Source organism: Streptomyces sp. NPDC034086, assembly GCF_055575515.1.
The window spans coordinates 58,138-79,268 of the sequence record NZ_JBVISM010000017.1 but is presented as its reverse complement, the minus strand read 5'-3'; the positions used below and the strand labels follow the sequence as shown (position 1 = coordinate 79,268).

At 74.3% G+C, this 21,131-nt stretch carries 21 protein-coding genes; 12 read left to right on the top strand and 9 right to left on the bottom strand.

What is annotated here, in order from left to right:
• Positions 1–23: 23 nt before the first annotated feature.
• From ACZ514_RS28265 to ACZ514_RS28255, 3 genes are all read right to left on the bottom strand, one after another.
• A complete protein-coding gene (locus tag ACZ514_RS28265) occupies positions 24–704 on the bottom strand; it encodes a nucleotidyltransferase domain-containing protein (RefSeq protein WP_468173300.1) in 681 nt (226 codons plus the stop codon).
• A gap of 28 nt (positions 705–732) precedes the next feature.
• Complete coding sequence (locus ACZ514_RS28260; protein ID WP_468173298.1) at positions 733–1,155, bottom strand: Rieske (2Fe-2S) protein; 423 nt, start codon at positions 1,153–1,155, stop codon at positions 733–735.
• 86 nt (positions 1,156–1,241) lie between these two features.
• Positions 1,242–1,577 (bottom strand): DUF952 domain-containing protein, encoded by a 336-nt coding sequence (locus ACZ514_RS28255; RefSeq protein ID WP_468173296.1) that lies wholly within the window; start codon positions 1,575–1,577, stop codon positions 1,242–1,244.
• A gap of 287 nt (positions 1,578–1,864) precedes the next feature.
• Here ACZ514_RS28255 and ACZ514_RS28250 point away from each other — a divergent pair, with 287 nt between their 5' ends.
• The 4 genes from ACZ514_RS28250 (at position 1,865) to der (ending at position 5,962) form a co-directional block, all read left to right on the top strand.
• Positions 1,865–2,953, top strand: coding sequence for a prephenate dehydrogenase (locus ACZ514_RS28250; protein WP_468173294.1), 1,089 nt, complete (start codon positions 1,865–1,867; stop codon positions 2,951–2,953).
• Positions 2,954–3,077: 124 nt separating this feature from the next.
• Positions 3,078–3,779, top strand: a complete 702-nt coding sequence (gene cmk / locus ACZ514_RS28245) for a (d)CMP kinase (protein ID WP_468173292.1) — start codon at positions 3,078–3,080, stop codon at positions 3,777–3,779.
• Positions 3,740–4,423, top strand: a complete 684-nt coding sequence (locus ACZ514_RS28240) for a lysophospholipid acyltransferase family protein (protein WP_468173290.1) — start codon at positions 3,740–3,742, stop codon at positions 4,421–4,423. The genes cmk and ACZ514_RS28240 overlap by 40 nt, the downstream gene beginning before the upstream one ends.
• A 75-nt stretch (positions 4,424–4,498) precedes the next feature.
• Entirely contained in the window at positions 4,499–5,962 is a 1,464-nt protein-coding gene (gene der, locus ACZ514_RS28235) for a ribosome biogenesis GTPase Der (protein ID WP_467893416.1), read from the top strand.
• 13 nt (positions 5,963–5,975) lie between these two features.
• On the opposite strand, the gene ACZ514_RS28230 is transcribed toward der, so the two are convergent.
• Positions 5,976–6,371, bottom strand: coding sequence for a hypothetical protein (locus ACZ514_RS28230; RefSeq protein ID WP_469125987.1), 396 nt, complete (start codon positions 6,369–6,371; stop codon positions 5,976–5,978).
• Positions 6,372–6,533: 162 nt separating this feature from the next.
• Positions 6,534–7,349, bottom strand: a complete 816-nt coding sequence (locus ACZ514_RS28225; protein ID WP_468173286.1) for a hypothetical protein — start codon at positions 7,347–7,349, stop codon at positions 6,534–6,536.
• A 293-nt stretch (positions 7,350–7,642) separates the two neighbouring features.
• Here ACZ514_RS28225 and ACZ514_RS28220 point away from each other — a divergent pair, with 293 nt between their 5' ends.
• Together ACZ514_RS28220 and ACZ514_RS28215 are read left to right on the top strand one after the other, a co-directional pair.
• The gene (locus tag ACZ514_RS28220; RefSeq protein ID WP_469125986.1) at positions 7,643–8,527 is read left to right on the top strand and encodes a LysM peptidoglycan-binding domain-containing protein; all 885 of its coding nucleotides are present in this window, start codon (positions 7,643–7,645) and stop codon (positions 8,525–8,527) included.
• A 49-nt stretch (positions 8,528–8,576) separates the two neighbouring features.
• The gene (locus ACZ514_RS28215) at positions 8,577–9,560 is read left to right on the top strand and encodes a helix-turn-helix transcriptional regulator (protein ID WP_469125985.1); all 984 of its coding nucleotides are present in this window, start codon (positions 8,577–8,579) and stop codon (positions 9,558–9,560) included.
• A gap of 236 nt (positions 9,561–9,796) precedes the next feature.
• On the opposite strand, the gene ACZ514_RS28210 is transcribed toward ACZ514_RS28215, so the two are convergent.
• A complete protein-coding gene (locus tag ACZ514_RS28210) occupies positions 9,797–10,852 on the bottom strand; it encodes a phosphatase PAP2 family protein (protein WP_468173279.1) in 1,056 nt (351 codons plus the stop codon).
• 276 nt (positions 10,853–11,128) lie between these two features.
• The gene (locus tag ACZ514_RS28205) at positions 11,129–12,259 is read right to left on the bottom strand and encodes a hypothetical protein (RefSeq protein ID WP_469125999.1); all 1,131 of its coding nucleotides are present in this window, start codon (positions 12,257–12,259) and stop codon (positions 11,129–11,131) included.
• Between the two features lie 291 nt (positions 12,260–12,550).
• Between ACZ514_RS28205 and ACZ514_RS28200 the strand changes: the two genes are divergently transcribed.
• Entirely contained in the window at positions 12,551–14,275 is a 1,725-nt protein-coding gene (locus ACZ514_RS28200) for an MFS transporter (protein WP_469125984.1), read from the top strand.
• Between the two features lie 100 nt (positions 14,276–14,375).
• Complete coding sequence (locus ACZ514_RS28195; RefSeq protein WP_468173275.1) at positions 14,376–15,560, top strand: acyl-CoA dehydrogenase family protein; 1,185 nt, start codon at positions 14,376–14,378, stop codon at positions 15,558–15,560.
• A gap of 56 nt (positions 15,561–15,616) precedes the next feature.
• Here the strand turns inward: ACZ514_RS28195 and ACZ514_RS28190 are convergent, their stop codons facing one another.
• The gene (locus ACZ514_RS28190; RefSeq protein WP_388943378.1) at positions 15,617–16,075 is read right to left on the bottom strand and encodes a cell division protein SepF; all 459 of its coding nucleotides are present in this window, start codon (positions 16,073–16,075) and stop codon (positions 15,617–15,619) included.
• Positions 16,076–16,358: 283 nt separating this feature from the next.
• Between ACZ514_RS28190 and ACZ514_RS28185 the strand changes: the two genes are divergently transcribed.
• The 4 genes from ACZ514_RS28185 (at position 16,359) to ACZ514_RS28170 (ending at position 20,165) form a co-directional block, all read left to right on the top strand.
• Positions 16,359–17,666 (top strand): DUF5685 family protein, encoded by a 1,308-nt coding sequence (locus tag ACZ514_RS28185; protein WP_469125983.1) that lies wholly within the window; start codon positions 16,359–16,361, stop codon positions 17,664–17,666.
• A gap of 76 nt (positions 17,667–17,742) precedes the next feature.
• A complete protein-coding gene (locus ACZ514_RS28180) occupies positions 17,743–18,552 on the top strand; it encodes a DUF1684 domain-containing protein (RefSeq protein ID WP_469125982.1) in 810 nt (269 codons plus the stop codon).
• A gap of 165 nt (positions 18,553–18,717) precedes the next feature.
• Positions 18,718–19,602 carry a S1 family peptidase gene (locus tag ACZ514_RS28175; protein WP_468173269.1) on the top strand — a complete coding sequence of 295 codons (885 nt, stop codon included), beginning with the start codon at positions 18,718–18,720 and terminating at the stop codon, positions 19,600–19,602.
• A gap of 83 nt (positions 19,603–19,685) precedes the next feature.
• Positions 19,686–20,165 carry a hypothetical protein gene (locus ACZ514_RS28170; protein WP_468173267.1) on the top strand — a complete coding sequence of 160 codons (480 nt, stop codon included), beginning with the start codon at positions 19,686–19,688 and terminating at the stop codon, positions 20,163–20,165.
• A 21-nt stretch (positions 20,166–20,186) separates the two neighbouring features.
• Here the strand turns inward: ACZ514_RS28170 and ACZ514_RS28165 are convergent, their stop codons facing one another.
• Positions 20,187–21,083, bottom strand: a complete 897-nt coding sequence (locus ACZ514_RS28165; RefSeq protein ID WP_469125981.1) for a DUF4231 domain-containing protein — start codon at positions 21,081–21,083, stop codon at positions 20,187–20,189.
• Positions 21,084–21,131: the final 48 nt, after the last annotated feature.

The following is a 21,131-nucleotide window of genomic DNA, read 5'->3' as shown; positions in this document are numbered from 1 at the left end:
CGGCGTCCGGCGGTGCCCGGTGGTCAGACCGCCGAGGCGCGGCGGGCGCGGTGGAGGAAGTCGGCGACGCGGGCCCGGTCCGGTTCGGCGGGCAGCGGGGTGGAGGCGAGGGCGGCCTCGGACTCCTCGGCGAGGCGGGTCATCCAGGCGTCGACCTCGTCCCAGCCCAGCTCGCCCCGCCGGACCGCGAGGAGGCGCTCGCGGTCCGGGCCCGCGTCGACCGTGAGCCGGCCGGTGCGCAGCAGGTCCCGGCAGGAGGCCAGCAGGCGCAGCAGGTGCATGGCGTGCTTCCAGCGGGGGGCGCCGTGGAGGCGGACGTCCGCGAGGAGCCTGCCGTGCTGGGAGACCGCGTAGCGGCTGAAGCTGGTGTGGGCCCGGCGGGAGAGGAAGGCCCCGCGCAGGGAGAGCAGTTCCTCGCCGACCGGGCTGATCCGCTCCACCAGCGGGGAGTGCAGGCACTCCAGGACGTTCGGGTTGGCGCGCAGCGCCAGCTCGCAGAAGCGCTCCAGCTCCCAGGAGAACTCCTCCTCCCGGGGCCCCTCGACGTGCGTCGGGGGCTTCTCGAACCGCCAGAAGAGCGGCGTGGGGGCGAGGAAGACACCGCGCCGGTCGGTGTCGCTCGCCTCCGTGGCCAGTCCGAAGGCGCGGGAGCCCATCACACAGGCGTAGATCGTGTGGTCCCGGACCAGGGTGAGGTCGTCCATCCCGGGAGGGTAGGCGGCGCGGCGCCCGCTACGCGAGCGAGATTTCCCCCTGCGGGGACACGCTGATCTTCTTCTCCTCGAGCGGCTTGGTCGCCGGCCCCTGCGCCACCGCGCCGTCGGCCACCTTGAACCTGCTGCCGTGGCAGGGGCAGTCGATCGTGCCGTTCTCGACCTTGTTCACCAGGCAGCCCTGGTGCGGGCACACCGCCGTGAAGCAGCGGAAGGAGCCCGCCGTCGGCTGGGTGACCACCAGCTTCTCCTCCTTGAGCACCGTGCCGCCGCCCACCGGTACCGCCGAGGACTTCAGGAGCGGCTCCGGGGCCGTGCCCGGGGCCGAGGTGCCCGTCGGAGGCTTCTCCGTGCCGGAGCCGCAGGCGGCGAGGGTGCCGCCCGCCAGGGCGGCGGCTCCGGCCGCCAGTACGGTGCGCCGGGCGGTGGGGGATTCGGTCATGCGGGGCTCCTTGCTGGGTGGCCGGGCTGGCGAGGTGCATCCTGGCGCGCGGCGGGCCCGAGGAGAAGCCCGCCACACCGTCCGTCTCACTCCGGCTGACGGGGGACCAGGTCCGCCCGGCCGCCGGGTGTGCGTACGACCTCCCACACGCGGAGCACGGCGTCGCGGTTCAACGGCCCGTGGACGTGGGGGTACCGGTCCCCGGGGCCCGTCCGGCGGACTTCGGAGGTCAGGGCGGCCTCGTCGAGTTCCACGGCGAGCAGGGGCCCGGGCGTCTCCCGGTAGCGGGACTCCACGAGGGCGAGCACGGTGTCCCGGTCCGCCGAGCAGTGCACGAACCCCTCGGAGGCGAGCGAGGCGGGGGCGTACGGGGACCCGGGAGCGGCACTCCACGCGGCGAGCGGAACGATGTGGAAGATCATGCGGGTGGTTCTACCGCACCGGACCGGGCCGCCGGGCGCCGAGTGGCGGTACCGGGCGACCCGGGTGACCTCGTCCGGGTCCCGGAGCCCCGGCCCGGAGCCAGGTCCGAGGCCCGGCCCGCAGCACGGTCCCGGATCGGTACCGGCGACGCCGGGCCCGTCGGCGACGCCCCGACCCCCGCGAGCACCCGGCACCGTCCACAGGGCGGACCGCCGGGTCCTCGCGCGGTACGGAGTGGCTACCCTGAGTCAGGCCCCGCCGTTACGCATCACCCTTGGAGCGCTCCGTGAGAACCGCCGTCGTCATCGGAACCGGACTGATCGGCACCTCGGCGGCGCTCGCCCTGACCGGCCGCGGGATCAGCGTCCACCTCGTCGACCACGACCCGGCGCAGGCCCGCACGGCCGCCGCCCTGGGCGCCGGTACCGACGACGCCCCCGAGGGCCAGGTCGACCTCGCGATCGTCGCCGTACCGCCGGCCCACGTGGCCGCCGCGCTGGCCGACGCGATCGGCGCCGGCCTGGCCCGCGCCTACGTGGACGTGGCCAGCGTCAAGGGCGGCCCGCGCCGCGAGCTCGCCGCGCTGGGCGCGGACACCTCCGCCTACATCGGCACCCACCCCATGGCCGGCAAGGAGCGCTCCGGCCCGCTGGCGGCGACGGCCGACCTGTTCGAGGGCCGGCCCTGGGTGCTGACCCCCACCCGGGACACCGACCACGAGGTCCTCAACCTCGCCCTGGAGCTGGTCGCCCTGTGCCGGGCCGTCCCCGTGGTGATGGACGCCGACGCCCACGACCGGGCGGTGGCGCTCGTCTCGCACACCCCGCAGCTGGTGTCCAGCATGGTCGCCGCCCGCCTGGAGGAGGCCGACGACACGGCGGTCCGGCTGTGCGGGCAGGGCATCCGGGACGTGACCCGCATCGCGGCCTCCGACCCCCGGATGTGGGTGGAGATCCTCTCGGCCAACCCGGGACCGGTGGCCGACGTCCTGGCCGGCATCGCCGCCGACCTGGAGGAGACCGTGGAGGCGCTGCGCGGCCTCCAGTCCGCCGACGAGGCCGAGCGCAAGGGCGGCGCCGCGGGCATCGAGGACGTCCTCCGGCGCGGCAACGCGGGCCGGGTCCGCGTCCCCGGCAAGCACGGCGCGGCGCCGACGGCGTACGAGACCGTCGGGGTGTTCATCAGCGACAAGCCCGGCGAGCTGGCGCGGATCTTCGCGGACGCCGGCCGGGCCGGGGTCAACATCGAGGACGTGCGGATCGAACACGCGACCGGCCAGCAGGCCGGCCTGGTACAGCTCATGGTCGAGCCGCGGGCCGTGGCCCCGCTCACCGCCGAGCTGCGCGAGCGGGGCTGGGCGCTCAGGCAGCAGTGATGGCGCCCCGCGAGGGGCGGCCGGAACCGGCCGGGAACGGAGGGCGCCCGGGGCCGGTAACCTGGTGCGGGGGCGCTTTTGGCGCGCCCGCACACGTACGCGCAACCAGGAAGGTGCCCGCACCGTGGAAACCGCCGCTCCGTCCGCCGTGATCGTCGCCATCGACGGTCCCTCCGGCACGGGCAAGTCCAGCACCTCCAAGGCCGTGGCCGCCAAGCTCGGGCTGCGCTACCTGGACACCGGTGCCCAGTACCGGGCCATCACCTGGTGGATGATCACCAACGGCGTCGACACCGACGACCCGCAGGCGATCGCCCTCGCCGCCGGCAAGCCGGCCATCGTCTCGGGTACGGACCCGGCCGCCCCCACCATCACGGTGGACGGCCTGGACGCCTCCGGCCCGATCCGCACGCAGGAGGTCACCTCCAAGGTCAGCGCCGTCAGCGCCGTCCCCGAGGTGCGCGCCCTGATCACCGACCTCCAGCGCTCCATCGCCGCCGCGGCGGCCGAGGAGGCCGACGGGATCGTCGTCGAGGGCCGGGACATCGGCACCACCGTCCTGCCCGACGCCGACCTCAAGATCTTCCTGACGGCCTCCGCCGAGGCCCGCGCCGCACGCCGCAGCGGTGAGCTGCGCGGCAAGGAGGCCACGGACCTCGCGGCCACCAAGGCGGCCCTGATCAAGCGTGACGCCGCCGACTCCGGGCGCAAGACCTCCCCGCTGGCCAAGGCCGACGACGCCGTCGAGGTGGACACCACCGACCTCACGCTCGACCGGGTGATCGAATGCGTGGTCACCCTGGTGGAAGAGCGGCGGGGCAAGTGAGCGAAGCGCCCTCCCTCAAGGGGGCGGCGGCCGGCAGGCGCATCGGCATCGGCCTCATGTACGGGCTGTGGAAGCCGCGCGTGCTGGGCGCCTGGAAGGTGCCCGCCTCCGGCCCCGTGATCCTGGCCGTGAACCACGCGCACAACATCGACGGACCCATGGTCATGGGCACCGCGCCGAGGCCGCTGCACTTCCTGATCAAGAAGGAGGCGTACGTCGGCCCGCTCGGCCCCTTCCTGGAAGGGATCGGGCAGGTGAAGGTCGACCGGACCGGCACCGACCGCACCGCGGTCACCCGGGCCCTGGCCGTCCTCGAGAACGGCGGCGCGCTCGGCATATTCCCCGAGGGCACCCGCGGCGACGGCGACTTCGCGTCCCTGCGCGCCGGACTCGCCTACTTCGCGGTCCGCAGCGGCGCCCCGGTCGTGCCGGTCGCCGTCCTCGGCAGCACCGAGGCCAGGGGCAGGCTCGTCAAGGGCCTGCCGCCGCTGCGCAGCCGCATCGACGTGGTCTTCGGCTCGGCCTTCGACGCCGGGGACGGCACGGGCCGTCGTACGCGCACCGCGCTGGACGAGGCCACCGTACGCATCCAGGGACGGCTGACCGCCCACCTGGCCGACGCCAAGCGCCTCACCGGGCGCTGAGCGAGACTTGACCTAGTAGTGGAACCGCGCTGCGCGGGTGCCACCGATCACCACGAACGACGAGGAACGGACTTCATGAACGACCAGTACGACCACGGAGCACTTGGCGATGCCGAGTACGCGGAGTTCATGGAGCTCGCCGCGGAGGAAGGCTTCGACCTCGAGGAGGTCGAAGGCGCGATCGAGGAGGCCGGCCACGGCCCGCTCCCGGTCCTCGCCGTCGTCGGCCGCCCGAACGTGGGCAAGTCGACCCTGGTGAACCGCATCATCGGCCGCCGCGAGGCCGTCGTCGAGGACAAGCCGGGCGTCACCCGCGACCGCGTCACGTACGAGGCCGAGTGGGCCGGCCGCCGCTTCAAGGTCGTCGACACCGGCGGCTGGGAGCAGGACGTCCTCGGCATCGACGCCTCCGTCGCCGCCCAGGCCGAGTACGCCATCGAGGCCGCCGACGCGGTCGTCTTCGTCGTGGACGCCAAGGTCGGCGCCACCGACACCGACGAGGCCGTCGTCAAGCTGCTGCGCCGCTCCGGCAAGCCGGTGGTCCTGTGCGCCAACAAGGTCGACGGCCAGAGCGGCGAGGCCGACGCGGCCGCGCTGTGGTCCCTGGGCCTCGGCCACCCGCACCCGGTCTCCTCGCTGCACGGCCGCGGTACGGGCGACATGCTCGACGCCGTCCTGGAGGCCCTCCCGGAGGCCCCCGAGCAGAGCTTCGGCGGCACGGCCCTCGGCGGCCCGCGCCGCATCGCCCTGATCGGCCGCCCGAACGTCGGCAAGTCCTCCCTCCTGAACAAGGTCGCCCGCGAGGACCGCGTCGTCGTCAACGAGCTGGCCGGCACCACCCGCGACCCGGTCGACGAGCTGATCGAACTCGGTGGCGTCACCTGGAAGTTCGTGGACACCGCGGGCATCCGCAAGAAGGTCCACCTCCAGCAGGGCGCCGACTACTACGCCTCGCTGCGCACGGCCGCCGCCGTGGAGAAGGCGGAGGTGGCGGTCATCCTGATCGACACCACCGAGAACATCAGCGTCCAGGACCAGCGCATCATCACCATGGCCGTCGAGGCCGGCCGCGCGATCGTCATCGCCTACAACAAGTGGGACGAGCTGGACGAGGAGCGCCGCTACTACCTCGAGCGCGAGATCGAGACGGAGATGCAGCAGGTCTCCTGGGCGCCCCGCGTCAACGTCTCCGCGAAGACCGGCCGCCACATGGAGAAGCTGGTCCCGGCGATCGAGGCCGCCCTCGCGGGCTGGGAGACGCGCGTCCCGACCGGCCGGCTGAACGCCTTCCTCGGCGAGATCGTCGCGGCCCACCCGCACCCGATCCGCGGCGGCAAGCAGCCCCGCATCCTGTTCGGTACCCAGGCGGGCAGCAAGCCGCCGCGGTTCGTCCTCTTCGCCTCCGGCTTCCTGGAGCACGGCTACCGTCGCTTCATCGAGCGCCGCCTGCGCGAGGAGTTCGGCTTCGAGGGCACCCCGCTCCACATCTCGGTGCGGGTGCGCGAGAAGCGCGGCGCGCAGTACAAGAAGAAGAAGTAGCGGCGGTCCGGGATCAGTAGCCCCGGCGCGGAGCGGGCGGCAGGGCCGCCGGGACGTGTTGCATCCCGGTCTGGTGCTGCCGCCCGCCGCCGTGTCCGGAGCCGCCCGCGTACGAGTACGCCGGCTGGGCCTGCTGCGGGACGTACGAGGGCTGCCAGGTATCGGCCTGCTGCCACGAGGAACCGTTCCAGCCGCTGCCGTACGAGCTGCCCGTGCCGGCGCCGTACGAGGTGCCGGTGTACCCGCTGCCGTACGAGAACGCGGTGAAGCCGAGGTCCTCCTCGCCGGTACGGTCGCCCGGCAGCGCCCGGAAGGCGCGCAGGTACTCCGAGTACAGGCTGTCGTAGATCGGGGTGTGCGAGGCGCTGCTCGCACGGAACGGGGCGCGGGAGGGGTCGTATGAATGCACGTATCAGCCAACGAAACCGGCGCCCTGCGGATGCGGGGTGAAGGGGCGGAAAAAACGCAGATCGCCGGGGGTGCGCGGGACGGACCGCGCACCCCCGGCGCATGCCGCCCGGCCCCCTCGGCGGGGGCGAGACGGCCGTTTCCGGGCGGGGAGGGGAGGAACTCAGGCGCCGGGCGTGCCCGCCAGGGGCATGGAGGCGCCGACCAGCTTGCCATTGCTCGCGGCCTTGTCGAGGGCGTCGCGGAGCAGGTCCTCGCGCGGCTGCTGGCCGATGGAGCCGACCGGGGCGGCGTAGAGGAGCACCCGCTGCGTCTTGTTGACGGCGGCCCGCCAGCCGTCGGTCACGCTCAGCGCCTGGTGCGCCTGCCACCACGCCACCTGCTGCCCGCCCTCGGGGCCGGGCTGGAGCACGGCGTGCAGCTGCCCGCCGGCCAGCAGGACCGACCAGCCGGCGAGGGCGGACGGGACCTCGTTGGTGTCGGTGACCGGGATGAAGCCCTGCTCGATGAGGAGCGGGAGGAAGTCGTCGCCGGGGCCGGTGGTGCCGGGCCGGGCGATGGGAGCGGTCGGCTCGACGACCAGCGCCGGGTGCAGCTCCCCGGCGATCAGGACCAGGCCGCTGGTGATGCCGAGGACCGCCTGGCCGCCGGGGACCGACTGCGGAGCCGTGCCGCCGGCCTGCTCCTGGGCGGGGGCCGGGCTGTCGCCGGTGATGCTGCGGACCGCGCCCTGGAGCTGCTCCTCGGAGACGGCGACGACCTGCGAGGGGATGCAGGCGGCGTGGGCGAAGGCGAGGACGGCGGTCTCCTCGCCCACGAAGAGCACGGTGCTCGTGGGGTCGGTCTCGGGGTCGCCGGGAGTGCGGCAGGAGGTGCAGTCGTAACTGCCCGGGGCGTCGTCGCCGGTGAGCAGCCTGTCGGCTTCTTCGTCACCGATCTCGGCACGTACCTCAAGACTGACGTCGAGCATGCGCGGCACGGGGTGGCTCCTCATTCGTGCGGAGGCCGGGGGGTTCCCGGCTCGCCGGGATCAACGGAGGAGCGGTGGCCGGGGTCACGCCGTTTGAGGGAACGGAATCGAACCGGCCACCCGGAAGAGTGAACCGTCCGACCGGGAGTTCTGCTTGATGCCAACTGTTGCCCGTTCGTGCCCAGTTGGCGCCTGTTTTCTGTCGTGCGGGGGGTGCGGTCCGTATCGGCCGTCCGGGTGGGGCGGGGACGGGTGCCGCGTGGCGCGGCGGGCGGGGAGCCGGGGCTCCGTAGCGTGAGCCGATGCCCGATCTCTGTATGCGGCGCGCGGCGGCCGCCGCCGTGGCCGCGGCGGTCGCCGCGCTGGTGCTCGTCCTGCCGCCGGGAGCCGGCGCGGTCGCCGCCCCGCCGCCACCGGTGTCCGGCCCGGCGGGTGCCGCGCACCCGGGTTCGCCGGGCGTGATCGGCACCGGGCCGGGGGACTGCGGTCCGGGCGGGCAGTGGCCGTGGGACTGCGTCGCGGACTGCGAGAGCCGCGGGCGGTGGGCGGTGAACACGGGCAACGGCTTCTACGGGGGCCTGCAGTTCTCGCAGCCGACGTGGGAGGCGTACGGGGGGCCGGTGTACGCCGCGCGGGCCGACCTGGCGAGCCGTGAGCAGCAGATCCGGGTCGCGGAGGAGGTGCTGGCGGCGCAGGGCTGGGAGGCGTGGCCGGTGTGCGCGCAGCGGTACGGGCTGGCGGGGCGGATGCACGTGGTGCGGGCGGGGGAGACGCTGGACGGCATCGCCCGCCGCCGCCGGGTGCCCGGCGGCTGGCGTCCCCTCTACGAAGCGAACCGCCCGCTGATCGGGCCGGCCCCGACGCGGCTGAAGGTGGGCCTCTTCCTCACCCTCCCCCCGGTGAAGCCGCCCGCCGAGCCCCCGGCGGAGCCGGTCCCCGCGGGGCCCGCCACCCCGGCTCCGGCGAAGCCGGCCCCGGCGCAGTCGGCCTCCCCGGGTCCCGTGGCGCCGGCTCCGGCGAGCCCGGCCCCGGCGAGCCCGGCCCCCGTGAGTTCCGCCGCCCCGGCTCCCGCGGTGCCGGCCGTGAAGCCGGCGCCCGCGAGTTCCGCCGCCCCCGCTCCGGCGGAGCCCGTCCCGTCCGCGGCGTTCCCGGGCCCCGCGGCCCCGTCCCCCGCCCCGGCGCCCTGACGGGAGTCCGCCGCCCGCCGGGTGCGGGGGGAGGCGGCACACTGGGGGCGTGCTCGAGACCTCCGCGCGATTGCTTCGCCTGCTCTCCCTCCTCCAGGCCCACCGGGAATGGACCGGTGCCGACCTCGCCGCCCGGCTCGGAGTCACGTCCCGCACCGTGCGCCGGGACGTCGACCGGCTGCGCGAGCTCGGCTACCCCGTGAACGCCAGCCCCGGCACCGGCGGCGGCTACCAGCTCGGGGCCGGGGCGGAGCTGCCGCCGCTGCTGCTGGACGACGACGAGGCCGTCGCGGTCGCCGTCGGGCTGCGCACGGCCGCCGGCCACGGCGTCGAGGGGATCGGGGAGGCCTCCGTACGGGCCCTGGCGAAGCTGGAGCAGGTGCTGCCGTCCCGGCTGCGCCGACGGGTCTCGGCGCTCAACGAGTTCACCGTGCCCATGCTGCGCGGCCCCGGTCCGGCCACCGTCGACCCCTCGGTGCTCACGGAGCTCGCCGCCGCCTGCCGGGACAGCGAGCGGCTCCGGTTCGGCTACCGGGACCACGGCGGCGACGTCAGCCGGCGCGTCGTGGAGCCGCACCGGCTGGTGTGCACCGAGCGGCGCTGGTACCTCGTCGCCTGGGACCTCGACCGGGAGGACTGGCGGACCTTCCGCGCGGACCGGATCGAGCCCCGCCCGCCGCACGGTCCGCGCTTCGTACCGCGCCCGGCACCGGCCGATGACCTCGCCGCCTACGTGTCCCGGGGCGTGTCGCACGGCGCGTACGCGGCACGGGCGCTGCTGCGGCTGCGCGTCCCCGCCGAGGAGGCGGCGGGGATCGTCGGGCCCGCCGACGGGGTGCTGGAACCGGTCGACGCGGAGAGCTGCCTGCTGCGCACCGGGGCGGTCAGCCTCGACGTCCTGGTGATTCACGTGATGATGCTCGGCTGTGAGTTCGAGGTGGTGGAGCCGCCCGAGCTGTCGGACCGGATCCGGGCTCTGAGGGACCTGCTGGGCCGGGCGGTGGACAGGACCGCGGAAGTCCGGCAGGAGTAAGTCCGGGCCCCGGATTTCCGTTTAGCGGGCGGAATTCGAAAGGTGCCGCGCCGCGCCGGGATTACCGCGGTGGTTGTCGACAACCCGTGACACAAGTGTGACCCGGCACGGAGGAACATCCGCTCACCGGGCTGACGTGTCCGGACATATGAACGCCGACGGCGGGCCGGTCCGAGGGACCGGCCCGCCGTTTCTCGCGGTGCGGGGTGGGGCTGTGCGTACCGGCCCCGCGCGGGTCAGCCGCCGGTGGCCGGGCGGGCCGAGGCCCCCCGGGCGGAGGCCCGCTCGGTGTGGGCCGGGCGGCGGCTGCCCCCCGGCGTGAGCGGCGTCCGCTCCGAGCGGATGACGTGCTGGCGGGAGAGCTGGTGCGCCGCGGGGCGCAGCGCGGGGGAGTGCGCGGTGGGAGCCTGGGCGGCGGGCGCCGGGGCCCCTTCCTCCCCGTCGGCGCCGGCGCGTCCGGGCTGCCACTTGCCGCCCGCGGAGAGCAGCGGGGTGATCGCGGCGGCGACGGGTTCGGAGATCCGGCCCTCCTCCAGCCGGCGGCGCCACTGCTCGCGCAGCTCGAAGACGTAGGCTTCGGCGCGGCTGATGAGCGGCTCGAACCAGGGCAGCGCCAGCATGATGAGCAGTCCGGCGGTCCAGCCGAGGAGCACGTCGCTCACCCAGTGGGTGCCGAGGTACACGGTGGTGGCGCCGACGCTCAGCGAGACGACGGCGGAGAGCACGGACAGCACCCGGCGGGTGACGGTGGTGGAGGCCAGGTAGGCCAGGATCCCCCAGGTCACCACGGCGTTGGCGGTGTGGCCCGAAGGGAATATATCGCCGCCGGCGAAGAGTTCGGCCGAACCGATCTGGGTGGCGTAGTGCGGGCCGAGCCGGCCGAGGCCGAGCTTCACGGAGCCCACGGTGATGTTGAGCAGCAGCAGTGCCACGCCGAGCGCGATCAGCGGGCGCAGGGTGTGCTGGCGCCAGGAGCGCCAGCCGAGCCAGGCCGCGACCATCACGGCGGTGGGCCCGCGCTGGCCGAGCACGACGAGGTAGTCGAGGAAGGCGTGCACCTGCGGCCACTGCTCGTAGGGCCGGAAGAACATGATCTGCCAGTCCAGGCGGACGAGCCAGGAGGTCGTCAGCACGGCCACGACGGTCACCAGGTAGAAGGCGAGCGTCGCGGAGAGGAGCACGACGCGATGCCGGCTCATCTGCGGAGTTTGCAGATGAGCCGGTCGCTCTGGTTCCCGGTCGAGCCGGGCGAACACCGGCTCCAGACGGGCAAGCATTTGGTCGGTACGCACTCAATCGACGTTACCGCGCGTTGAAGCGCAGCCCGGGCGAATCGCGCGCTTTGTGATGACCATGTGATGTGGAGTGCGTCTCACGGGGGACTTAATTCCCCTTCTTCCGACACTTGTTGGAACTCGCCGCATTCAACTCCGGCAGTCCCGCCACCGCAATTATCGGCATACTTACACGCGATGTATTGCCGCCGGCCAATTCTTTTGCGCAATCATGGATAGGAATGATCCATTCCGTGATCGGTTCCCCGTCCCCGCGCGCCCGCCGCCACCGGTCTACGGAGGTCCCGAACCGTTGAGCCAGAAGGCCCCGTACGCCGCCGAGGCCAGCGCCAGCGCACCCACTACGGCCGCCGCCCGCCCGGTCCGCCACCGCGCCAGCGCCACCGCCGGGGGCAGCAGCAGCGGGAAGGCCGGCAGCAGCAGCCGGGGCTTGGAGCCGAAGTACCCGGAGGCGCACAGGGCCAGCGCCACCACGATCCCGCAGTACACGAGCAGCGCGGCCGGCTGCCGGTCGCGCACGCACAGCCGGTACAGCCACAGCACCAGCAGCACCCCCGCGACCAGGCCCGCGCCGGCGAGGAAGGCGGGGGAGCCCAGCTTCGACCCGATGAACCGGGCGAAGGCCCAGCCCCCGTCGAAGCCGTTGCCCCAGCCCGCCTGCACGTCCAGGTAGCCCGTCGGCCCGCCACCGGTCCGGGCGCCCACCCACAGCACGTACGCCGCCGCCCCCAGCGGAGCGAGCAGCGCCCCGGCCACCGTCCGCCACGAGCGGGCCCCGCGCCGCCAGGCCAGGGCGGCCGCCACCCACACCGCCGCGACCACCGCCGCCCCGACCGGCCGGGTCAGCCCCGCTCCCGCCGCGAGCAGGCCCGCCGCGATCCACCGCCCGCGCTGCGCCGCGTACAGCGCCCAGGCGGCCAGGGCGGTGAACAGCGACTCGCTGTACGCCATGGACTGCACGATCCCCACCGGCAGCGCGGCCCACAGCGCCGCCGCGAGCACCCCGGCACGCCGCCCGTACCGCAGGCCGGTGACGGCGAAGATCCCCCAGGCGGCGGCCGGTCCCGCCACGGCGGAGACCACCAGGCCCGCCGAGCCGTACGAAAGCCCCGTGGGCGCCGCCACCAGCCGCTCCAGCCACGGCAGCAGCGGGAAGAAGGCCAGGTCGGAATGGACGGCCCCGCGCGGCAGCACCACCTCGTACCCGTACCCCCCTGCGGCGATCCGCGCGTACCAGAGCGAGTCCCAGCGGGCCGAGAGCAGGGTGTGCGGGCTGCTGCCGGCCGCCGCGCACCACAAGGCGATCACCGCCAGCCCCAGCAGCCGCACCGCGGCGAAGGCGGCGAGCGCGGGCGCGGCACGGCGCGGTCCGGGATGCTTCGCGGGGACGTCGTCGACGGGCACAGTGGTCACGGGGACGAGTATCGACGCCGCGACCGGCGGGAACGCAATCGCGGGCACCCACCGTGAGGGCCCGCGCACACGGGGGAGGAACGTCCCGGGGCGAGTGGCGCACACCACACGCGGGCCCCCGCCGGGATGAGAGCTTGACCACGTGTGGGACACGCGAACTCGCGTACGCTGACCCTTCACTCGCGTGTCGATGCCGGACCCGTAGGACGCCGCACAGCGCACCACCCGCGGCGCCCACGACGCTGTCCGCCGAGTGCGAGGGACCACCTGGGAGGTACATGCATGTCGGGGACGAACACGGCCGGCGACAGGAGGACCTCCCTCGGGCAGCGGCTCGCCGCGGTCTCCGGCGGCGCCAACCGCTGGGCGGTCCTGGCGGTCCTGTGCGTCAGCCTCGTGCTCGTCGCGCTCGACGCGACGATCCTGCACGTGGCCGTCCCCTCCGTCACCGAGGACCTGCGCCCCGGCTCGATGGAGCTCCTGTGGATCGTCGACGCGTACCCGCTGGTCTGCGCCGCGCTCCTGATCCTCTTCGGCACGCTCGGCGACCGGGTCGGCCGCCGCCGGATCCTGCTCCTCGGCTACACCCTCTTCGGCGTCGCCTCCGCCGTCGCCGCCCTCGCCGACAACGCCCAGGTGCTGATCGCCGCGCGCGCCCTGCTCGGCATCGGCGGGGCGATGATCATGCCGGCCACCCTGTCGATCCTGCGCCAGGTCTTCCCCGACCGGCGGGAGCGGGCGCTGGCCATCGGCATCTGGACCGCCGTCGCCGCCATCGGCGCGGCCGGCGGCCCGGTCCTCGGCGGCTTCCTCGTCCAGCACTTCTGGTGGGGCTCGGTCTTCCTCATCAACATCCCGCTGATGGCCCTGATCCTGCCGGTCGGACGCTGGCTGCTGCCCGAGTCCAGGGGCGCGGCCGACGGTCCCTGGGACGTGCTCGGCGCGCTGACGGCCGCCGCGGGCGTCCTCGGCGCGGTGCTCGGCATCAAGCGCATCGGCGCGGAACGCCAGCTCACCGACCCCGGGGCGCTGGTTCCGCTGGTGCTCGGCGTGCTGCTGCTGGTCCTCTTCGTACGCCGCCAGAAGCGGCGCGAGCACCCGCTGATCGACATGCGGATGTTCTCCCGGGCCGCCTTCTCCACCTCCGTCGGCTGCATCGTCCTCGCCATGCTGGCCCTGGTCGGCCTGGAACTGCTCGCCGTCCAGTACCTCCAGCTGGTGCTGGACCTCAGCCCGCTGGAGACCGGCCTGCGGCTGCTGCCGCTCACCTTCGCCGCCATGGCCGCGGGCGCCACCGGTTCCCACACCCTCCAGCGGGTCGGCCCGCGCACCATGGTCTCGCTGGGCTTCGTCGTCACCGCCGGCGCGGTGCTGCTGCTGACGCTGATGGGCCAGCACGACCGGCCCGCACTGCTGACCGTGGGCTTCGTCCTGCTCGGCTTCGGGCTCCAGACCACCCTCTTCGCCGCCTACGAGTCCATGCTGAGCGAGGCCCCGGCGGAAACCGCCGGCGGCGCCGCCTCCATAGGCGAGACCTCGTACCAGCTCGGCGCCGGCATGGGCATCGCCCTGCTCGGCAGTGTGATGAACGCCGCCTACCGGCCCGGCCTGCTGGACGTCCCCGGCGTCCCCGCCAAGGACGCGGCGGGCGCCGCGAACTCCCTCGGGCAGGCCTACCAGATCGCGGCCCACCTCGGCGGCCCGGCGGGGGAGTCCCTCTACACGGCCGCCCGCGACTCCTTCGTGCACGGGCTGCACGTCACCCTCGTGGTCAGCGCGTGCCTGCTGCTGGCGGGCGCCGTGATGGCGCTCAAGCTGCCGCGCACCATGGACACCACCGAGGCCGCCGACCGCGGCGAGGCCGGCGCCGCGGAGACCGGGGCCGCCGTACGCCTGCCCGCGCAGCCCGACGGCCCGTCCCGGCCGTCCGCCGGCGCCGGGATCCCCGGCCCGGGCCGGGCCGAGCGCGATCCGGCGCTGGGCGGCAGCTCCGGCCGCCAGGGCTGAGCGGACCAGCCTCCCGCCCGGCCGGGGGTGGACCGGGAGCCGGGTCGGCGACAAACTTGCACCGCTAGGTTCCGAACCACGTGGCCGCCGGGAGGCCCCTTTGTCCGCGCCGAAGACCCCGTTCGCCCCCACCGACCCGCTCGGACTCGACGAGCTGCTCGGCCCCGAGGACCTCGCCGTCCGCGACACCGTCCGTTCCTGGGCCGCCGACCGGATCCTGCCGCACATCGCCCAGTGGTACGAGGACGGGGAGCTCCCCCCGATCCGGGAGCTGGCCCGCGAGCTCGGCTCGATCGGAGCCCTCGGCATGTCCCTGACCGGCTACGGCTGCGCGGGCGCGAGCGCCGTCCAGTACGGCCTGGCCTGCCTGGAGCTGGAGGCCGCGGACTCCGGGATCCGCTCGCTGGTCTCCGTACAGGGCTCCCTCGCCATGTACGCGATCTGGAAGTACGGCTCCGAGGAGCAGAAGCAGCGCTGGCTGCCCGGCATGGCCGCCGGCGAGCTGATCGGCTGCTTCGCGCTGACCGAGCCCGACATCGGCTCCGACCCGGCCGCGATGCGCACGTACGCCAAGCGCGACGGCTCCGACTGGGTGCTGAACGGCCGCAAGATGTGGATCACCAACGGCTCGGTGGCCGCCGTCGCCGTCGTCTGGGCGCAGACGGACGAGGGGATCCGCGGCTTCGCCGTACCGACCGACAGCGCCGGCTTCTCGGCGCCCGAGATCAAGCACAAGTGGTCGCTGCGCGCGTCGGTGACGAGCGAGCTGGTGCTGGACGACGTACGCCTGCCCGCGGACGCGGTGCTTCCGGACGTCACGGGGCTCAAGGGACCGCTGGGCTGCCTGAGCCACGCGCGGTACGGGATCATCTGGGGGTCCATGGGCGCGGCGCGCGCCAGCTTCGAGGCGGCGCTCGACTACGCCAGGACGCGGGAGCAGTTCGGCAGGCCGATCGGCGGCTTCCAGCTCACCCAGGCCAAGCTCTCCGACATGGCGCTGGAACTCCACAAGGGCATCCTGCTCGCCCACCACCTGGGCCGCCGCATGGACGCGGGAACCCTGCGGCCGGAGCAGATCAGCTTCGGCAAACTCAACAACGTCCGCGAGGCCATCGACATCTGCCGCACCGCGCGGACCATCCTCGGGGCCAACGGGATCTCCCTGGAGTACCCCGTCATGCGGCACGCCACCAACCTGGAGTCGGTGCTCACCTACGAGGGCACCGTCGAGATGCACCAGTTGGTGCTGGGCAAGGCGCTCACCGGGCTCGACGCCTTCCGGTAGACCGGCGGGGTCCCCGGCCGCCGCGTCCGGGGGACGCCCGGAGGTGTCCCCCGGACTCAGCTCTGGTTGAAGAAGTCGCGGGCGCGGCCGCCCGCCTCGCCGCTGACGATCTGCGTGTCGGCCGGGGTCAGCAGGAAGACCCTGGTCGCCACCCGCTCGATCGACCCGCGCAGTCCGAAGGTCAGGCCGGCCGCGAAGTCGACCACGCGCTTGGCGTCGGCCGGGTCCATCGACGACAGGTTGACGATGACCGGGACGCCCTCGCGGAACAGCTCGCCGATGCCGCGCGCGTCGCGGAAGCCGTCCGGGGTCACGGTCGCGATCCGCCGGCCGCGCTCGACCGCGGAATCCGAGGCCACCTTCACCCGCGGGTCGGTGACCCACTGGTCACCGGGGCCGGAGACCGAGCCCTGCTGGCGCTCCACCGCCTCCGCGTAGTCGTCGTCGTAGTACCGCTCGTCGTCGCTGTCCTCTACGAGACCCAACCAGGCACTCGCCTTGCGTACCGAACCCATGGACGCCTCCTTTCACCGTGGCCAGTCGTCTTCTTCTCCGCTGCCCCTATCGTCGTCCATGATGCTGACAACGCGCCAAGTGGATAGCCGCCGCGCAGATGTTTCGTGACGGGACTGGTGCAGAACATCCGTTGCACTGACGAGGCTCCCGGACGCTCCCGCTGCTGACTGAGTGAAAATACGACCGCCGCTGCCGTCCGGGTGAGCCGCTGGGGCGTAAGAGTGATCCGCCAGGCTGGATACGATGCCCCGGAAATACGCGTATGACACACGGGGGAAGCGGTTGTTCGGCATAGTCAGACCTTGCGCGCACCGGCTGGGCGAGCGCTTCAAGACCGAGTGGACGGCTCATCTCTGCGGGCTCTGCCTGGCACTTCGCGGTGACCACGGGCAGTTCGCCAGGATCGTCACCAACTACGACGGGCTGCTCGTCTCCGTTCTGACGGAGGCTCAGTCCGGACCGCTGCCCGGTGCCCGGCACACCGCCGGGCCGTGCCCGCTGCGCGGCATGCGCACCGCGCCCGTGGCCAACGGCGAGGGCGCCCGGCTCGCGGCGGCCGTCTCGCTGGTGCTCGCCTCGGCGAAGGTGCGGGACCACGTGGCCGACCGGGACGGGCTGTTGGCCCGCGCCCCGATCGCCGCCGCCGCGCGCAGGGTGGCCCGGGGCTGGGACCGGGCCGGCGCCCGCACCGGAGCCTCGCTCGGCTTCGACACGGCGGTGCTGGTGGACGCCGTGGACCGCCAGGGCGGCATCGAGACCCTGGCCGGTCCGGGCACGCCCGTGCTGGTGGTCACCGAGCCGACGGAGACCGCGACCGCGGCCGCCTTCGCCCATACCGCGGTCCTCGCGGGCCGGCCGGGCAACGGCCCCGCCCTCGCCGAGGCCGGCCGGTACTTCGGGCGGCTCGCGCACCTGCTGGACGCCGTCGAGGACCAGCGCGCCGACGCCGAGGCGGGCGCCTGGAACCCGCTCACCGCCACCGGCACCTCCCTCGCCGAGGCCCGCCGGCTGTGTGACGACGCGCTGCGCGGGATACGGCTGGCGCTGCGGGAGGTGGAGTTCGCCGACGCGGGGCTCGCCCACCGGCTGCTGGTGCACGAGCTGCGCACCTCCGTGGACCGGGCGTTCGGCACCTCCTCGTGCGGGCACACCGCCGCGCACCCCGCGGGCCAGGGCCACGGGCAGCCCCCGCAGGGGTACGGGCCGCCCCCGCAGGGCCCGGCCGCGGGCGCGCCGCACGCCGCGTACGGCCAGGGCGGCCCGTACGGCGCGGGCCCGTACGGCGGGGGCCAGGGCGGCCCGTACGCCCCGTACGCCCCGGGCGGGCCCGGGACGCCGCCGATGGGGCCGGGCGGCCCCGGCGGCGGCTTCGGCGGGCCGCCCCCGCAGAAGCCGCGCCGCGGACTGCTGCACGGCTGCGCGGTGGCGATCGGCCTCTTCTGCACCTGCCAGCTCTGCTGCACCGAACACGAAGGCCCCTGGTCGCGGCAGAAGCGTGATGCCTGGTGCGACAACTGTGACGGGTGCGACTGCTGCGACTGCTGCAACTGTGACGGCTGCTGCTGTGACGGGTGCGGCTGCGACTGCTGATCCGCCGTCAGCCGCCCAGGTCCGGACGGGTTACCCGGAGGTTCCCGTCCGCCCGGCGGGGGAAGGGCTGAGCGGCATGAGCGCCGAAGAAGCGAGCACGGCCTGGCGGGAGTGGCACGAGCACCGGGTGACCACCGTCTCCGCCCCCTACGGTCCCCTCGCCCTGACGGGAACCCGCTGGATCGCCGACTACCCGGAAGGTCGAATTCCCGCCGTTCCGGGACACTGGCGCGTCCAGGGCGGGGCGGTGGTGCTGACCGCCACCGCCGGGGACGGCCTCGCGCTCGACGGACGGCCCCTCACAGGACGGACCGTCCTCACCGCGGACGAGGGCGGGCCCGCGCAGGCCCGGCTGACCGCCGGGGAGGTGCGGCTCCCGGTGATCCGCCGCGAGGGGCAGTGGGCGGTGCGCGTCTACGACCCGGGAGCGGCGGCCCGGCGCGCCTTCGAAGGCATCGAGGCCACCCCGTACGACCCGGCCTTCGTGCTGCCGGGACGCTTCCGTCCCTACCCCGCGCCGCGGACGGTCCAGGTCGCGAACGCCGACGGCCGCGCCCGCGGTCTCGGCCTCGGCGGCGAGCTGGGCTTCACCCGCGACGGCGTCGCGCACACCCTCCAGGTGGCCGTGGACGCGGACGACGGCAGTCTCCGGGCCGTCTTCGGCGATGCCACGAGCGGCACTTCCAGCTACCGCTTCCGCTTCCTGTACCCAAGCACCCCCGGCCCGGACGGATCCGTCACCGTGGACCTCAACCGGGCCCAGCTCCCGCCCTGCGCCTTCGCCGACCACTTCGTCTGCCCGTTCCCGCCCCCCGGCAACACCCTGCCCTTCGAGGTGACCGCCGGGGAGCGACGGCTGAAAGGCGCCCTTGCCGCCGGATACTGACGCCCGCACACTCCCGTTCAGCGTCACCCGGCGGACTTGTCAGGGTCACGTCGAGAGTGCGGCTTCCCGGCCGTGCCCCCGCCGTGTCCCCCCACCGCCGCTCACGGGCTCCGGCACCCCCACCATCCGAGCCGGGCCCCCGATCCCCACCCGGGAGGACGTGAAGTGAGGACCAACAGCACCACCCGACTGCGGCTGCTCGCCCTGGCCGCCGGCCTGGCCGCCACGGCGGCCCTCGCCGCCCCCACCGCCGCCAGCGCCGACGACAACGGCACCGGCTTCAGCGCCGACCGGCTCGCCGCCGCCGGGGCCTCCGTCCTGCGCGCCGACGTCGCCGGCACCGCCTGGCACACCGATCCCGCCACCGGAACCCTCGTGGTCACCGCCGACTCCACCGTCACCAGCGCCGACATCGCCAGAATCCGCCGCGAGGCCGGCCCGGACGCCGCCGCCCTGCGCATCGAACGCACCCCCGGCAAACTGACCAAGCTGCTCTCCGGCGGCGACGCCATCTACGCCAACAGCTGGCGCTGCTCGCTCGGCTTCAACGTCCGCAACGGAACCAACTACTACGCCCTGACCGCCGGCCACTGCACCGAGGGCGCGGGCACCTGGTGGGCCAACTCCGCGCGCACCACCGTCCTCGGCTCCACCGCGGGCAGCAGCTTCCCGACCAACGACTACGGGCTGATCAAGTACGCCAGCAACAGCCCGGTCCCGCCCGGTACCGTCGGCGGCCAGGACATCACCAGCGCCGTCAACGCCAGCACCGGCATGTCCGTCACCCGGCGCGGCTCCACCACCGGCACCCACAGCGGCTCCGTGACCGGCCTCAACGCCACCGTGAACTACGGCGGCGGCGACATCGTCTACGGCATGATCAAGACCAACGTCTGCGCCGAACCCGGCGACAGCGGCGGCCCCCTCTACTCCGGCAGCCGCGCCGTCGGCCTCACCTCCGGCGGCAGCGGCAACTGCTCCTCGGGCGGGACCACCTACTTCCAGCCCGTCGTCGAAGCCCTGAACGCCTACGGCGTCAGCGTCTACTGATCCGCCGGCCCCCGGCACAGGCACCCTGGACGTCCTCCCCGCTTCTGGGAGGATGTCCAGGGCGTCCCGGGGGAGGAGCTCCTATGAAGCGCATCGGCGTGACCGGCCACCGGTCGATTCCCGACGAGGTGCTCGGCCACGTGGAGGACGGCCTGCGGGCCGTCCTCGCGGGCCACCGGGGCCCCCTGGAGGCCTACTCCAGCCTCGCCGACGGAGCCGACCAGCTCTTCGCCGGCATCGCCCTGGAACACGGCGCGGACCTCACCGTCGTGATCCCCAGCGGGGACTACGAGGACACCTTCGATGACCCGGACGCCCTCGCCCGCTACCGGCGGCTCCGGCGCCGGGCCGCCCAGGAAGTCCGCATGGCCTTCGCCCGCTCCACCGACGAGGCCTATTACGCCGCCGGCACCTACATCGCCGACCGATGCGACCGGCTCGTCGCCGTCTGGGACGGCCTCCCCGCGCGCGGCCACGGCGGCACCGGCGAGATCGTCGCCTACGCCCGGGCCCTCGGCAAACCCGTCACCGTCATCTGGCGCGAGGGCGTGGCCCGCGACTGACCCACGCCCCCTCCGCCCGGCTCAACTGCTGTGCCGGGCCAGCCAGTCGGTGTGCTGCGGGGACACGTACCGCTCCGTCTCGTAGACGGCGGACGGCCACTGGGACTCCGTGATGGTCGTCTGCATCACCACCATCATCGCCGACAGGTCCTGCTCGATCAGGGCGTGCGCCTCGATCAGCGGATGGTGGCGGCGCACCTCGTTCCAGGCGATCCCCGCCGCCGCGGCCGCGCTCAGCAGCCCCGCCGCACCCGCCCCCGGACCCGAGCCGAACGCACCCAGCAGCGCCAGCAGCAGCGCCAGGCACGTCAGCAGCACGATCGTCCACGACCACAGCGCGGTCGTCCGCCGCGACCCCTCCGTCCGGCGCCGGTACCAGTCGCGCTGCTCGATCAGCCGGTCCCGGACGTACGTCTCCCTGCGCACCTGGTAGTCCAGCCCGCGCAGCCGCTGCATGGCCCCCGTGATCTCCCCTCCCTCCGGCACCAGGCCCGCCGCCCGCGGATCCTGCCAGCCCATCTTGCGCAGCTCGTCCAGCCCCTTCTCCAGCCGCGCCCGGTACACCCCCTCCGGCCCGGCGACCTCCGACCCGAAGGGCGCCCCGTGCACGGCGTAGCGCCACGCCAGGGACTTGATGAACTCCGCCGCGCTGCGGTTGAGCTGCCACTGCGGACGGGCCCGGCGCCCGGCCGCCCGTACGCCCACGGCCAGCACCCCGGCGTACGCCAGCGCGCTCACCGCCGCGAACACGTGCAGCCCGCCCACCGCCGGCCCGGCCGGCAGGGCCGCGGCCCCCGCCGCCGCGACCAGCAGCAGCAACTGCGCGCGCGTCGCCAGCGTGGACTCCCGCTGCCGGGAGACCGCCGCCTGGTCGGTGTGGTGGAAGAGGACCGGCAGGTCCTCGTTGCGAAAGGTCATGCTGTCGGGCACAGCGCCCCCCCCACTCTCGGGTGGCGGACGCCGGGG

What these genes read in the sequence shown, in the direction of transcription:
- ACZ514_RS28265 (WP_468173300.1), bottom strand. Translation starts at nt 704, where the DNA reads ATGGACGACCTCACCCTGGTCCGGGACCACACGATCTACGCCTGTGTG.
- ACZ514_RS28260 (WP_468173298.1), bottom strand. Translation starts at nt 1,155, where the DNA reads ATGACCGAATCCCCCACCGCCCGGCGCACCGTACTGGCGGCCGGAGCC.
- ACZ514_RS28255 (WP_468173296.1), bottom strand. Translation starts at nt 1,577, where the DNA reads ATGATCTTCCACATCGTTCCGCTCGCCGCGTGGAGTGCCGCTCCCGGG.
- ACZ514_RS28240 (WP_468173290.1), top strand. Translation starts at nt 3,740, where the DNA reads ATGCGTGGTCACCCTGGTGGAAGAGCGGCGGGGCAAGTGAGCGAAGCG.
- der (WP_467893416.1), top strand. Translation starts at nt 4,499, where the DNA reads ATGAACGACCAGTACGACCACGGAGCACTTGGCGATGCCGAGTACGCG.
- ACZ514_RS28220 (WP_469125986.1), top strand. Translation starts at nt 7,643, where the DNA reads ATGCCCGATCTCTGTATGCGGCGCGCGGCGGCCGCCGCCGTGGCCGCG.
- ACZ514_RS28200 (WP_469125984.1), top strand. Translation starts at nt 12,551, where the DNA reads ATGTCGGGGACGAACACGGCCGGCGACAGGAGGACCTCCCTCGGGCAG.
- ACZ514_RS28190 (WP_388943378.1), bottom strand. Translation starts at nt 16,075, where the DNA reads ATGGGTTCGGTACGCAAGGCGAGTGCCTGGTTGGGTCTCGTAGAGGAC.
- ACZ514_RS28180 (WP_469125982.1), top strand. Translation starts at nt 17,743, where the DNA reads ATGAGCGCCGAAGAAGCGAGCACGGCCTGGCGGGAGTGGCACGAGCAC.
- ACZ514_RS28170 (WP_468173267.1), top strand. Translation starts at nt 19,686, where the DNA reads ATGAAGCGCATCGGCGTGACCGGCCACCGGTCGATTCCCGACGAGGTG.
- ACZ514_RS28165 (WP_469125981.1), bottom strand. Translation starts at nt 21,083, where the DNA reads ATGACCTTTCGCAACGAGGACCTGCCGGTCCTCTTCCACCACACCGAC.